Annotated in this window: 12 protein-coding genes; 3 read left to right on the top strand and 9 right to left on the bottom strand. The window is 70.8% G+C overall.

All coding sequences use genetic code 11. The features are described from left to right. Positions 1-105: 105 nt before the first annotated feature. A complete protein-coding gene (locus tag IF11_RS0133395; protein ID WP_030355548.1) occupies positions 106-1,341 on the top strand; it encodes a glycoside hydrolase family 18 protein in 1,236 nt (411 codons plus the stop codon). A gap of 72 nt (positions 1,342-1,413) precedes the next feature. Here the strand turns inward: IF11_RS0133395 and IF11_RS0133390 are convergent, their stop codons facing one another. Next, positions 1,414-2,091: a TetR/AcrR family transcriptional regulator gene (locus IF11_RS0133390; protein WP_051746422.1), complete on the bottom strand. Its 678-nt coding sequence runs from the start codon at positions 2,089-2,091 to the stop codon at positions 1,414-1,416. 129 nt (positions 2,092-2,220) lie between these two features. Then, on the bottom strand, positions 2,221-3,615 hold the full coding sequence (locus tag IF11_RS0133385; RefSeq protein WP_030355546.1) for a peptidase C39 family protein: 1,395 nt from the start codon (positions 3,613-3,615) through the stop codon (positions 2,221-2,223). 238 nt (positions 3,616-3,853) lie between these two features. Here IF11_RS0133385 and IF11_RS0133380 point away from each other — a divergent pair, with 238 nt between their 5' ends. Next, on the top strand, positions 3,854-4,483 hold the full coding sequence (locus IF11_RS0133380) for a uridine kinase family protein (RefSeq protein ID WP_030355545.1): 630 nt from the start codon (positions 3,854-3,856) through the stop codon (positions 4,481-4,483). 372 nt (positions 4,484-4,855) lie between these two features. After that, positions 4,856-6,769 (top strand): AAA family ATPase, encoded by a 1,914-nt coding sequence (locus IF11_RS0133375; protein ID WP_030355544.1) that lies wholly within the window; start codon positions 4,856-4,858, stop codon positions 6,767-6,769. A gap of 35 nt (positions 6,770-6,804) precedes the next feature. Here the strand turns inward: IF11_RS0133375 and IF11_RS0133370 are convergent, their stop codons facing one another. The 7 genes from IF11_RS0133370 to IF11_RS0133340 all read right to left on the bottom strand — a co-directional run bounded on the left by IF11_RS0133370 (position 6,805) and on the right by IF11_RS0133340 (position 13,101). Next, positions 6,805-7,905 carry a hemolysin family protein gene (locus IF11_RS0133370; RefSeq protein ID WP_030355543.1) on the bottom strand — a complete coding sequence of 367 codons (1,101 nt, stop codon included), beginning with the start codon at positions 7,903-7,905 and terminating at the stop codon, positions 6,805-6,807. Continuing rightward, positions 7,902-9,278 carry a hemolysin family protein gene (locus tag IF11_RS0133365; protein WP_030355542.1) on the bottom strand — a complete coding sequence of 459 codons (1,377 nt, stop codon included), beginning with the start codon at positions 9,276-9,278 and terminating at the stop codon, positions 7,902-7,904. The genes IF11_RS0133370 and IF11_RS0133365 overlap by 4 nt, the downstream gene beginning before the upstream one ends. Positions 9,279-9,488: 210 nt before the next feature. Beyond that, entirely contained in the window at positions 9,489-9,971 is a 483-nt protein-coding gene (locus tag IF11_RS0133360) for a PH domain-containing protein (RefSeq protein ID WP_030355541.1), read from the bottom strand. Between the two features lie 51 nt (positions 9,972-10,022). Beyond that, positions 10,023-10,871 (bottom strand): ATP phosphoribosyltransferase, encoded by an 849-nt coding sequence (gene hisG, locus IF11_RS0133355; protein WP_030355540.1) that lies wholly within the window; start codon positions 10,869-10,871, stop codon positions 10,023-10,025. 92 nt (positions 10,872-10,963) lie between these two features. After that, a complete protein-coding gene (locus IF11_RS0133350) occupies positions 10,964-11,236 on the bottom strand; it encodes a phosphoribosyl-ATP diphosphatase (protein ID WP_030355539.1) in 273 nt (90 codons plus the stop codon). An 8-nt stretch (positions 11,237-11,244) separates the two neighbouring features. Beyond that, positions 11,245-11,757: a 6,7-dimethyl-8-ribityllumazine synthase gene (gene ribH / locus IF11_RS0133345; RefSeq protein WP_030355538.1), complete on the bottom strand. Its 513-nt coding sequence runs from the start codon at positions 11,755-11,757 to the stop codon at positions 11,245-11,247. Positions 11,758-11,811: 54 nt separating this feature from the next. After that, positions 11,812-13,101 carry a bifunctional 3,4-dihydroxy-2-butanone-4-phosphate synthase/GTP cyclohydrolase II gene (locus tag IF11_RS0133340; RefSeq protein WP_420894585.1) on the bottom strand — a complete coding sequence of 430 codons (1,290 nt, stop codon included), beginning with the start codon at positions 13,099-13,101 and terminating at the stop codon, positions 11,812-11,814.

The raw sequence follows: 13,101 nt of genomic DNA, 5'->3' as shown, positions 1-13,101 counted from the left end.
AGTCCTTCTAACGTCCACCTCAACGCGTTTCGCGTTCATGCCAAGTCAACGCCATGGCTTCGCTGTCCCCCCACTCTCGCTCTTCCTCCCCCACGAGGAGATCCCGTGCTCAGACTCCACCGTCCCCGCGCCCGGTTCCGCGCGCTGATCGCCGCCGCGTGTACCGCCGTCCTCGGCGTGACCCTGCTCTCCGGAGCGGGCAGCGCGTCCGCCGGCGAGGCCTCCACCACCACGGCCGCGGCCGGCAGCAAGGTGGTCGGCTACTTCACCAACTGGGGCGTCTACGACCGGAATTACCACGTCAAGAACATCGAGACCTCCGGCTCCGCCGCCAAACTCACGCATATCAACTACGCGTTCGGCAATGTCACCGGCGGGAAGTGCGTGATCGGCGACTCGTACGCCGACTACGAGAAGGCCTACACCGCCGATCAGTCCGTCGACGGCGTCGCCGACACCTGGGACCAGCCGCTGCGCGGCAACTTCAACCAGCTGCGCAAGCTCAAGGCGCAGCACCCCGGTCTCAAGGTGATCTGGTCCTTCGGCGGCTGGTCCTGGTCGGGTGGCTTCACCGAGGCGGCGAAGAACCCGGCCGCGTTCGCGCAGTCCTGCCGCGCGCTGGTCGAGGACCCGCGCTGGGCCGATGTCTTCGACGGGATCGACATCGACTGGGAGTACCCCAACGCCTGCGGTCTGACCTGTGACGCGAGCGGTCGTGACGCGTTCAGGAACCTGGCCTCCGCGCTGCGTACCGAGTTCGGTTCCGACCTGGTGACGGCGGCCATCACCGCCGACGGCTCGGACGGCGGGAAGATCGACGCCGCCGACTACGCAGGCGCCGCGCAGTACCTCGACTGGTACAACCCGATGACGTACGACTTCTTCGGCGCGTTCGCGGCGCAGGGCCCCACCGCCCCGCACTCGCCGCTCACGTCGTACCCGGGCATCCCGACCGAGGGCTTCAACTCCGACGCGGCCATCACCAAGCTCAAGGGGCTGGGTGTCCCGGCCGAGAAGCTGCTGCTGGGCATCGGCTTCTACGGGCGCGGCTGGACCGGTGTGACGCAGAAGGAGCCGGGCGGCAGCGCGACGGGCGCGGCGCCGGGGAAGTACGAGGCGGGCATCGAGGACTACAAGATCCTGAAGACCTCCTGCCCGGCCAACGGCACGGTCGGCGGGACCGCGTACGCCTACTGCGGCAGCCAGTGGTGGAGTTACGACACCCCCGCCACCATCGCCGGGAAGATGGCGTACAAGAACCAGCAGGGGCTGGGCGGCACCTTCTTCTGGGAGCTGAGCGGGGACACCACCGACGGTGAGCTGATCAAGTCGATCAACTAGGGACCGCGCGACGGGATCGCGCCGACGGCCCGTCGGGGGCGGGGAGCCTCAGCGGCCCCCGCCCCCGGCGGCTTATGGCTGTGAGGGGTCCTCATCGAGGCCCGTGAAGGGGCGCCAGTCGAGGTCCGGCGGCGGCGCGGGGCACTCCGGGGAGAATTCCTCGATCGTGTTCAGCGTGTGGCGCAGCATCCGTACCAGCAGATCGCGGGGGATCTCCCGCGGCAGGTCGTGCTGGTACTCCAGCCATTCGAGCGTGAGCCACTCGACGCTGCTGAGCCAGCCGAGCAGCGCGAGCCGGGCGATCGGCGGGATGTCGGAGCGGCCGTACGCGCCCTGGGCGACCGTGGAGACCAGCCCCGTCCGTACGGCGTCGCGGATCGCCTGGACCTGGGTGTCGAAGCCGACGCCGCCCGTGATGATGGTGCGGTACGCCGCCTCGTTGTACTGGGCGAAACGGAGATACGCCTCGACCGTGCGCTGTACCCGCTGGGTGCGCGGGAGTTCGGCGCCGCCCGAGGCGAGCGAGACGAGTTCGGCGACCGAGTCCTCGACGATGGCGAGGTAGTAGCCGCGCTTGTTCTTGAAGTAGTAGTAGATCAGCCCCTTGGCGACCCCGGCGTGCTGGGCGATGTCATCCATCGACAGCGCGTCGTACGAGGTGTCGGCGAACAACTTCCGGCCGGTCGCGATGAGTTCGGAGCGCCGCGCCTGGGAGCGTTCGGAGCTGCCACGCTGTTCACTGCGATTCACATTCGCGTCCTGGTCTCCGGCTGCCACGGGGTCTGCGCACGATCGCCCGCAGTATCGCAGAGCGGTCCCGGGCCGCCGCGGGCGGCCGGAGGAGACGGTTCCTCCGGCCGCCCGGGGAGAACGGACGCGTCAGAGCAGGCCCACCGACCGCAGGGCCCGGCGCTGGGCCGCGTCCGGCTCGGCGGGCCAGTAGACGTAGCAGACACCGCCCGTGCCGGAGGCCACCTTGCCGGAGGCGTTGTACCGCTTGGTACGCAGCCAGATGTTCTCCCATTCCGAGCGCCGGTAGACACGGCGTACGGCCGGGTTGTCCGGCGAGGCGGGGTCATTGGCGATCACATCGCCGCCGGCCGTGAAGCCGATCACGGTCATCAGATGGCCCGAGGTGCCGTAACCCGCCCCCGTCAGCTCCTCCTTGAGGAAGGACTGCGAGGTGATCACGGGGATACCGGCGCGGATGAGGGTCTCCACGTCGGTGAGCGAGCCCAGCCGGGTCACGGCCGCGCTCATGTCCCGGTAGGTGGTGGCGTACGCGGCGTTGAAGGGCCAGTTGCCGCAGCCCTCGTACTGGTAGTCGTAGGTGAACCGGGCCGCGTGGCAGACCTGGGGGTCGGCAAAGTCCGGGTTCACCCAGGCGAGATCGTCGGCGGTGGGCCGGCGCCCCCAGTACTCGATGATCATCTGCGAGGAGGTGGGGCTGCACCAGGCCTCGCCGCCGTTGTCGTACTCGGGGTACTGCCCGGCATGGGTGTTCTGCGAGTAGCGCGGCACGATCAGCTCGCGGGCGAGCCCCGGTGCGGACGCCGGGACGGTGAACCGGTCCGGGACGTCGGAGGCCATCGCGCCCACCCGGTGCACCACCGGCGTGAGCGTGCTGCCCGGCCTGCGGTAGAGGGTGAGCCGCAGCCGGTACGAGGCGAGGCGCAGCCCGCTGGCCGCGTCGTCCACCGAGAAGGTGTCGGTCCAGATACTGCTGCGCCCGTCGCTCTGGCCGTCGACGGACGTACGCCGGATGTCCCCCTCGCCGTCGCCCGCGGTCCAGCGGCCCATCACGTACCAGGGGGTCTCGGTGCCATCGGCGTACTGGCCGCGCAGTTCGATCTGGAGCCAGGTGCCGGCCGGGGTCCGTGCGTTCCAGGAGGCGATCACCTCGGTGGCGGGGACCTTCGAGCGGTGCAGCGGTGAGGTCCAGGTCCCGTATTCCCAGGTGGTGGTCGTGCCGGTATGCGGATCGGCGTAGTCGGTACGGCCCGCCGGGGCGCCGATCACCAGTGAGGGCCGGGCGCCGGGCAGCGCGCGGGTGCCCTTCGCGGTACCGGCGCGCCAGTCGGCGTACGAGGTCCAGAAGGCGTTGTCCACGAGAGGGTTCGCCCTGGTGGAAGCCGTGGAGGGGGGTGAGGCGGGGGCCGGGTCCCGCGTCGGGGCGGAAGCGGCGGCGGCCGGGACCGCGCCCGCCGCTCCGGTGCCCGCGACGGCCGCGAGTGCGGCGGCCAGCACGGTTCTGCGCGAGGTGGGGCTGGTCATGAGAACCTCCGGTCGAAGGCGGAGAGAACAGGGGAATGAGCGGGGAGAACGGTGGAGATACGGGAGAGCGCGGAGAGATGACGGCTGTTCGACAGTCGTCCACTATCGCGGTTCGCGGTGGGCCTCTGCCAGCGATTCGGCCCGCGTCGGCCCACCAATATTGGTCTTCACCAGTGGCGTGACCTGCGGCAGCGGCCACCTCCGGACGCGTGGGGCGCGGCCTCGTAGGGTGGGACGGGTGAACGACCTGACCGAATCCGCCGCGGCGCTGCGCACTCTGCCGCCCTCCTGCGGTCCCGTCCGGCTGATCGCGGTCGACGGGCACGCGGGCTCCGGCAAGAGCACCTTCGCGACGCGGCTGTCGGCGGAGCTGGCCGGGGCGCCCGTACTGCGGCTCGACGACCTGGCGACCCACGAGCAGTTCTTCGCGTGGGGGGAACGGCTCGGCGCGCAGGTCATCGAGCCGTTCTCGCGCGGCGCGAGCGCGCGCTACGCGCCGTACGACTGGACGCTGCGGCGGTTCACCGCGCCGCGTCCGCTGCCGGCCGCCCCCGTGGTGATCATCGAGGGCGTGGGGGCCGGGCGGCGGGCGCTGCGGCCGTATCTCGCCCGGCTGTTCTGGATGGACCGGGGCGCGGAGGAGTCCTGGGAGCGGGGCCGCCTGCGCGACGGGCTCGCGCTGTCCTCCTTCTGGGACGCATGGACGACGGCGGAGACACGCCATTTCGCGGCGGACCCCTCGCGGCCCTTCGCCGATGCCCTGGTAACCGAGCGGCAGATGGGGTACGTGATACGCACGGGACCTCTGACGACCGCGAGGGCGGACCGGACCGTCACACAGGGTGATCGGCTTCGGCCTCCATACTGAGCAGTCGGAAATCGACCCCCGGAGAGTGTCCAACTCGGCTTGACCGAGGGGCGGGACAGGTCTTACGTTCTTAATGTGCGGCTTTTCGGAGCCGCCGCGGACGCGAAGCCCCCGGTTGTTCCCCCGTGATCGGGGGCTTCGTTCTGCCCTTCGCACCTGCCCGCCGCCTCCCTCCCCCGCGCCGTACCCCTCCCGTGCTCACCCTGGGTCACTGGTCCGCGCACGCTCCGGTGCCCTTAGTCGCACACCCTCTGCGCAGGTACGATGCCTCTCGGTGCGGTCAATTCCCGTCCGCGACAAGGTGGTTCGGCACGCTGCCGGCGGGCGCCCGCCCGGCGGGACATTCCGGGGGCACGGTTTGTGGGGGACCTGATGGATATCGGCACGCAGGGCACGCAAGCCCCGGCCGACCTCGCCTGGGTGCGCGGTGTGGACGCCTACACGATGGGGGCCTATCCCCAGGCGGAGGAAGAGTTCAGGGCCGCCGTACGGCTCGATCCCGGGATGGCCGACGGCTGGCTCGGGCTGCACGCGCTGCGCGTCGACACCACCACCGCCCTGCTGCGGATGTACCGCCACCGCGACCGCTTCGGCGAGCAGCGCTCCCGCCACCGCCGTACCCTCAACTCCTGGTACTGGCTCGGCTGGTGGGTGCAGCCGGTGCTGGAGAGCGGGCGCGATCTGCTGCTCGCCCATGCCTCGCACTGGCTGGACGGCCGCCATGTGCCGGAGCTGGACCGGGCCCTCGCGGGGCTGCCGCCGGTGGACGCCGATCCTCAGGTGCGCTTCCTGCACGCCTGCCGCGCCTATCTGGTCAAGGACTGGGACCAGTTGGTGCGCCACACCGAACCGCTCGTCCATGATCCGCTGCTGGGGATCGAGGCCGGGCTCTTCGGCGGGATGGCGCGGGTGCGGCTGGAGATGTACGGACAGGCGGAGCCGCTGCTGTCCACCGCGCTGATGCGCTGCCGCAGCGAGCAGCCGCAGCGCAAGGAGCTGCGCTACTGGCTGGCCCGCGCCCATGAGGGCACCGGACGCAGCGCCGCCGCGCTGCCGCTCTACCGGGCCGTGCACCGGCTGGATCCGGCGTTCATGGACACCGCGGCCCGGCTCGCCGCGATCACCGATTCCGACGGGTACGAAGGACCGGACGATCCGGTGGGGATCGCCTCGGTCGCGCGGGCGGGTCTCGGCCAGGACGTGGCGGACACGGCGGGCGCGACGGAATCCGGGGGCGAGCCGGAGGGCTCGGCCGGCTCCGACGTACGGCTCGGCAACGAGGCCCAGCCCCAGGTGGGCGGTGTCACCCCGCCCCCGGCGCCCGACAGCGTACGGGAGAAGGCGCCGCCGCCCGTGTCACCCGCTCCGCCGCGCTTCCCGGACGGCCCGACGGATCCGGCGCTGCTCGCCGAGGCCCTTGCCGAGCTGGAGCGGATGGTGGGTCTGGAGCCGGTGAAACGGCAGGTCAAGGCGGCGACGGCACAGCTGCACATGGCGCGGCTGCGGGCCGGCCAGGGGCTGCCCGTCCAGCCGCCGAAACGTCACTTTGTCTTCTCGGGCCCTTCCGGCACCGGCAAGACCACCGTGGCCCGGATTCTCGGCCGGATCTTCTATGCCCTGGGGCTGCTCGGCGGGGACCATCTGGTCGAGGCCCAGCGGGCCGATCTGGTGGGCGAGTTCCTGGGCCAGACCGCCGTCAAGGCGAATGAGCTGATCGACTCGGCGATCGGCGGGGTGCTCTTCGTCGACGAGGCGTACAGCCTCTCCAACTCGGGCTACAGCAAGGGTGACGCGTACGGCGACGAGGCCCTTCAGGTGCTGCTGAAGCGCGCCGAGGACAACCGCGACCATCTCGTGGTCATCCTGGCCGGCTATCCGGAGGGCATGGACCGGCTGCTCGCCACCAATCCGGGCCTCTCCTCGCGCTTCACCAGCCGGGTCGACTTCCCCAGCTACCGGCCGCTGGAGCTGACCGCCATCGGCGGCGTGCTGGCCGCGGAGAACGGGGACGTCTGGGACGAGGAGTCCGCGGACGAGCTGCGCTCGATCAGCGGGCATGTGGTCGACCAGGGATGGATCGACGAGCTGGGCAACGGCCGGTTCGTCCGGACGCTGTACGAGAAGAGCTGCGCGTACCGCGATCTGCGGCTCTCCGGCTACAGCGGCACGCCGACCCGCGACGATCTGGCCACGCTGCGGCTGCCGGATCTGATGCAGGCGTACGGCGAGGTGCTCTCGGGCCGCGGCCCGGCGAACCGCGGCCCTCAAGACATACCCCCTCTTTGAGGGCTCGGTTCGCCGGGCGGAGCCTGAGCGTCCTGTCAGCGCGCCAGGACCTGATCCGCCTGGTCCGTACGCTGTTCACCCACCAGGGCCGCCTTGGGCGCCGTCGCGCGGTGGGACGGGTCGCGTACCTCACCGACCAGCATTTCCAGTACGTCCTCCAGCGCCACCAGCCCGAGCACCCGGCCGGACGCGTCCGCGACCTGCGCCAAGTGCGTGGCCGCGCGGCGCATCACGGTGAGCGCGTCGTCCAGCGGGAGTTCCGCCCGCAGCGTCGCCATCGGCCGCCAGACATGCTGCGGCACGGCCCGCTCACCGGCTTCCAGATCGAGGACGTCCTTGACGTGCAGATAGCCCATGAAGGCGCCGCCGCCCTCCGCGCAGACCGGGAAGCGGGAGTAGCCGGTGCGTACCGTCAGCTCCTCGATCTCGCGCGGGGTGACCGCGGGGGTCACCGTCACCAGGGAGGCGCGGGTCAGGAGCACGTCCGTGACCGGGCGGCTGCCCAGCTCCAGGGCGTCCTCCAGCCGTTCCTGCGCCTCCGGTTCGAGCAGTCCCGCCTGGCCCGAGTCCTCGACGAGCCGGTTGAGCTGCTCGCTGGTGAAGACCGCCTCCACCTCGTCCTTGGGCTCGACATGGAAGGCCCGCAGCACCAGCCGGGCGCAGGCGCCCAGTCCGGCCGTCACCGGGCGGCACAGCCGGGCGAAGCCGACCAGACCGGGGCTGAACCAGAGCGCGGTCTTCTCGGGCGCGGCCATGGCGAGGTTCTTCGGGACCATCTCGCCGATGACCAGATGCAGGAAGACGACCAGCGCGAGGGCTATGACGTAGCCCAGTGGATGGATCAGCCCCTCGGGCATATGGGCGGCGTGGAAGACGGGCTCCAGCAGATGCGCCACCGTGGGCTCGGCGACCGCGCCGAGGGTCAGCGAGCAGATGGTGATGCCGAACTGCGCGGCCGCCATCATCTGCGGCAGATTCTCCAGACCGTGCAGCACCTGTCTGGCCCGCGCGGAGCCGCGCGCGGCGTGCGGTTCGATCTGGCTGCGGCGTACGGAGACGAGGGCGAACTCGGCGCCGACGAAGAAGCCGTTGGCCAGGACGAGCAGCAGGGCGAAGACGAGTTGCAGGGCGCTCATCGGGGGCCCTCCGCCATCGCCGGCACGCCGGTCCGCTGCTCGGCCGGGGCGCCGGCCGGAAGCTCGGCGGTGCGTACTAGCCGGACCCGTTCGGCCCGGTAGCGGTCCACCTGGCGTACGGAGAGCCGCCAGCCCGGCAGCTCCGCCCGGTCGCCGGGGGCCGGGATACGGCCCAGCAGATCGGCGACGAGGCCCGCGAGGGTCTCGTACGGCCCCTCGGGTACGTCGAGTCCGATCCGCCGCAGGGTGAGGACCCGGGCGCTGCCGTCCGCGTCCCACGCGGGGCGGCCGTCCTCGGACGCGACGGGGGCCAGTTCGGGCCGTCCGTCGCCCTCGGCGTCGTGCTCGTCGCGTACCTCGCCGACCAGCTCCTCGATGATGTCCTCCAGCGTGACGACGCCGGCCGTACCGCCGTACTCGTCGACCACGATGGCTATCGGCTGCTCGCTGCGCAGCCGCTCAAGGAGCTGCTGCACGGGCAGGGTCTCGGGGACCAGCAGGGCCGGCACGGCGATCCGTCCGGCCGGGGTGCGCAGCCGCCGCTCCACCGGCACCGCGAGCGCGTCCTTGAGATGCACCATGCCCACGATCTCGTCGATGCGCTCCCGGTAGACGGGGAAGCGGGACAGACCGGTGGCGCGGGTGAGGTTGAGGACGTCCGCGGCGGTCGCGTCGGACTGGAGGGCGCTCACCTTCACCCGGGGGGTCATCACATGCTGCGCGGTGAGCCGGCCGAGCGAGAGGGTCCGTACGAACAGATCGGCGGTGTCCTGTTCGAGGGTGCCCGCGCGGGCGGAGTGGCGGGCCAGGGAGACCAGTTCGCCGGGGGTACGGGCCGAGGCGAGTTCATCGGTCGGCTCGACGCCCAGCAGCCGGACGAGCCGGTTGGCGACGGTGTTGAGCAGGGAGATCACCGGCCGGAACACGCTGGCGAAGAGATGCTGGGGGCCCGCCACGAACCGCGCGACCTGGAGCGGCCGGGAGACCGCCCAGTTCTTCGGGACGAGTTCGCCGATCACCATCTGGACGGCGGAGGCGAGCAGCATGCCGATCACCACCGCGATCCCGGAGACGGCCCCTTCGGGCAGTCCGGTCGCGGAGAGCGGGGCGTCCAGCAGCTGGGCGAGCGCGGGCTCGGCGAGCATGCCGACGACCAGCGAGGTGATGGTGATGCCCAGCTGGGTGCCGGAGAGCTGGAAGGACAGTTCCCGCAGGGACTTGACGACCGTACGGGCGCGGCGGTCACCCGCGGCGGCGGCGCGTTCGGCGTCGGGACGGTCCACGGTCACGAGGCCGAACTCGGCGGCCACGAAGAATCCGTTGGCGAGGATCAGAAGGAATGCCGCGGCGAGCAGCAGAAGGGGGATGGTCATGCCGCCGCCTCTTCGAAGGGGGCGGCGCAGGTACTACCGGACGATCCGTCCATTGCTGGAGGGAGTCACTCCTCGGGTCGCAGGTGCCCCGCGGGCCGGATACGGCCGTCTGATGCGGAGCGGGGCGCACTCGGCGCCTCCGGCACCAGAGTAATCAAGACAGCGGCGAAGAGGGCAGTGCTGTACGGCGGTGGATGGAGCGCCGTACGGTCAGCCGTGGCCGGCGGCGGTGGAGCGGGAGTCGGCGAGCGCGCGCAGGGCGCGGGCGTCACGAATGGCGTGTGCCCTGGCGATTCCGGGCTGGATGGCCAGAACGGGCAGGCTGCTGCCGTCGCTGAGGTCGAGGAAGACCCAGGGGTCACCGGGCCGCAGATTGACGCGCAGGATCTCGGCCCACTCCAGCCGGCGGCTGCGCGTGATATTGACGACAGTCACTCCTGTGTCATCGGCCACGACCTTGGGGCGGCTGAGCAGCGCCAGCACCCCGAGGAACAGCAGGGCCGTGAAGATGAAGCTCATCCGCTCCCCCGCGCTCAGCTGGTCCAGTGCCAGGCCGATGGCCGTGATGACGGCGAACATGACCACCCCGACGGTCAGCAGCACGGCCCGGGTACGGTTCGGCCGGAAGGTGACGGGAAGGGCGGGCGGACCGGGCTGACCGGACGGACCGGGCTGGGGCGCGGGGTCGGACATACGTTCTCGGACTTCCGGGAGTGGGTGCGGGGCCGGGTGACCGGCGGGGGATCAGAGGCGGCAGGCGTGGATGGCCGTGGTGAGGATGGCGCGGGCGCCCAGCTCGTACAGATCGTCCATGATCCGCTGTGCCTCCCTGGCCGGGACCATCGCGCGGACGGCGACCCAGCCCTCGTTGTGCAGCGGGGAGATGGTCGGCGACTCCAGGCCCGGGGTGAGGGCAACGGCGCGCTCCAGGTGTTCGGCGCGGCAGTCGTAGTCCATCATCACGTACGTGCGGGCCACGAGAACGCCCTGGAGCCTGCGCAGGAACTGCTGCACCTTGGGCTCCTCGCCGTCGGCGCCGCTGCGGCGGATGACGACCGCCTCCGAGGTCATGATCGGCTCGCCGATCACTTCCAGGCCCGCGTTGCGCAGCGAGGTGCCGGTCTCCACCACATCGGCGATGACCTGCGCGACGCCCAGCTCGATGGCGGTCTCGACGGCGCCGTCCAGGTGGACGACGGAGGCGTCGACGCCGTTGTCGGCGAGGTGCTTGGCGACGATGCCCTCGTACGAGGTGGCGACGGTCATGCCGCCGAAGTCTGCGACGCCGCCTGCGGTGCCGGGCTTGGTGGCGTAGCGGAAGGTGGAGCGCGCGAAGCCGAGCGGAAGGATCTCCTCCGCGTTGGCGCCGGAGTCCAGCAGCAGATCGCGGCCGGTGATGCCGATATCGAGCCGGCCCGAGCTCACATAGATCGCGATGTCGCGCGGACGGAGGTAGAAGAACTCCACCTCGTTGTCCGGGTCGACCAGGACGAGTTCCTTGGACTCCTTGCGCTGCTGGTAGCCGGCCTCATGGAGCATCGCCGACGCAGGTCCTGAGAGTGAACCCTTGTTGGGAACGGCGATGCGCAGCATGAGGTCGGATTCCTTTGTGCGAAGGGGTTGTTGTACGGAACGGGGCGATACGGGACGAAACGGAACGCGTGTGCTGACTGGAAGTGGGCGTATCAGAGATGGGCGTACACGTCGTCGAGGGAGATTCCGCGCGCGACCATCATCACCTGGACGTGGTAGAGGAGCTGGGAGATCTCCTCGGCGGCGGCTTCCTTGCCCTCGTACTCGGCGGCCATCCACACTTCGGCCGCCTCTTCGACGACCTTCTTGCCGATGGCATGGACACCCTTGCCCACCAGTTCGGCGGTGCGGGAGGTGGCGGGGTCGCCCTCGGCGGCCTTCTGCTGGAGCTCGGTGAAGAGCTCCTCGAACGTCTTCTTGGACATGGTGAGGGTCACTTTACGCGGCCGGAGGCGGCCCCCTGGCGCCAGGGTTCGGCGATGGTGCGCAGGGTGGTCGCGGTGGCGACGGCGGCGGTGACCGCCTCGTGCCCCTTGTCCTCGTGGGAGCCCTCCAGACCGGCCCGGTCGAGCGCCTGCTCCTCGGTGTCGCAGGTCAGCACGCCGAAACCGATCGGGACGCCCGTGTCGACGGAGACCTGGGTGAGGCCCTGCGTGACGCCCTGGCACACATACTCGAAGTGCGGGGTGCCGCCCCTGATGACGACGCCGAGGGCGACGACCGCGTCATAGCCGCGGCCGGCCAGCACCTTGGCGACGACCGGCAGCTCGAAGCTGCCCGGCACACGGAGCAGGGTCGGCTCGTCGATGCCGAGGTCCCGCAGGGCCCGCAGGGCGCCGTCGACGAGACCGTCCATGACCTGCTCGTGCCACTGCGCCGCGATCACGGCTACCCGGAGGTCTCCGCAGTTCTTCACACTCAGTTCGGGTGCGCCCTTGCCGCTCACGTGTCTCCTCGAAGCTGTTCTCTGCTGGTGTTCTCTGCTGGTGTTCGCTTGTGGTTACTGGTTGTCGCAGGTGGACGCGGTGGCCGCGTCCAGCCAGGGCAGGTCGTGCCCCATCCGGTCGCGCTTGGTGCGCAGATAGCGGAGGTTGTGCTCCCCCGCCTGGACGGGCATCGGCTCGCGTCCGGTGACCCGCAGGCCGTGCCGGACGAGCGCCGTCGTCTTCTCGGGGTTGTTGGTCATCAGCCGCAGCCCGCGGACTCCGAGGTCATCGAGGATCCGCGCGCCCGCCGCGTAGTCGCGGGCGTCGGCGGGCAGGCCGAGTTCGAGATTGGCGTCCAGCGTGTCGTGGCCGCGCTCCTGGAGCTCGTACGCGCGCAGCTTGGACAGCAGCCCGATGCCCCGGCCCTCGTGACCGCGCAGATAGACGACGACGCCGCGGCCCTCCTTGGTGATCCGCTCCATGGACGCCTGGAGCTGGGGGCCGCAGTCGCAGCGCAGCGAGCCGAAGATATCGCCGGTGAGGCACTCGGAGTGGACCCGTACGAGCAGGTCCTCGCCGTCACCGATGTCGCCGTGGACGAGGGCGACATGTTCGACGCCGTCGACCGTGGAGCGATAGCCGTACGCGGTGAACTCACCGTGGGCGGTGGGGAGGCGTACCTCCGCTTCGCGGCGGACCGTGGGCTCGGAGGTTCGGCGGTAGGCGATCAGGTCCTCGATGGAGATGATCGTGAGGCCGTGCTTACGGGCGAACGGGATCAGCTCGGGCAGCCGCAGCATCACCCCGTCCTCGCCCGCGATCTCCACGATCGCGCCGGCCGGACGCAGACCGGCGAGGCGCGCCAGATCGACGGCGGCCTCGGTGTGACCGTTGCGTACGAGCACGCCGCCTGTCTTGGCGCGCAGCGGGAAGACATGGCCCGGCCTGACGAAGTCGCCGGGCTCCGCGTCTCCCGCGGCGAGCAGCCGGAGGGTGGTGGCCCGGTCGGCGGCAGAGATACCGGTGGTGACGCCGTGGGCGCCCGACGCGTCGACGGAGACGGTGAAGGCCGTCCGCATCGATTCGGTGTTGTGGCCGACCATCTGCGGCAGTTCGAGCCGGTCCAGCTCCGCGCCCTCCATGGGGGCGCAGATCAGTCCGCGGCACTCGCTCATCATGAAGGCGATGATCTCGGGGGTCGCCATCTCGGCCGCGATGACGAGATCGCCCTCGTTCTCGCGGTCCTCGTCGTCGACCACCACGACCGGGCGGCCGGCGGCGATATCGCGTACGGCCTGCTCCACGGGGTCGAGCGAGAGGTCCTCGACATTGTCGGTGGAGTACCAGGTGGGCTGGGTCGGCAG

The organism is Streptomyces scopuliridis RB72 (assembly GCF_000718095.1).
Taxonomy (GTDB): domain Bacteria; phylum Actinomycetota; class Actinomycetes; order Streptomycetales; family Streptomycetaceae; genus Streptomyces; species Streptomyces scopuliridis.
The sequence above is the reverse complement of the archived record's forward strand: the minus strand, read 5'-3'. Positions and strand labels throughout refer to the sequence as shown.

Excerpts from the sequence above, each read along its gene's own strand:
- IF11_RS0133385 (WP_030355546.1), bottom strand. The coding sequence starts at position 3,615 with ATGACCAGCCCCACCTCGCGCAGAACCGTGCTGGCCGCCGCACTCGCG.
- IF11_RS0133375 (WP_030355544.1), top strand. The coding sequence starts at position 4,856 with ATGGATATCGGCACGCAGGGCACGCAAGCCCCGGCCGACCTCGCCTGG.
- IF11_RS0133370 (WP_030355543.1), bottom strand. The coding sequence starts at position 7,905 with ATGAGCGCCCTGCAACTCGTCTTCGCCCTGCTGCTCGTCCTGGCCAAC.
- IF11_RS0133365 (WP_030355542.1), bottom strand. The coding sequence starts at position 9,278 with ATGACCATCCCCCTTCTGCTGCTCGCCGCGGCATTCCTTCTGATCCTC.
- IF11_RS0133360 (WP_030355541.1), bottom strand. The coding sequence starts at position 9,971 with ATGTCCGACCCCGCGCCCCAGCCCGGTCCGTCCGGTCAGCCCGGTCCG.
- hisG (WP_030355540.1), bottom strand. The coding sequence starts at position 10,871 with ATGCTGCGCATCGCCGTTCCCAACAAGGGTTCACTCTCAGGACCTGCG.
- IF11_RS0133350 (WP_030355539.1), bottom strand. The coding sequence starts at position 11,236 with ATGTCCAAGAAGACGTTCGAGGAGCTCTTCACCGAGCTCCAGCAGAAG.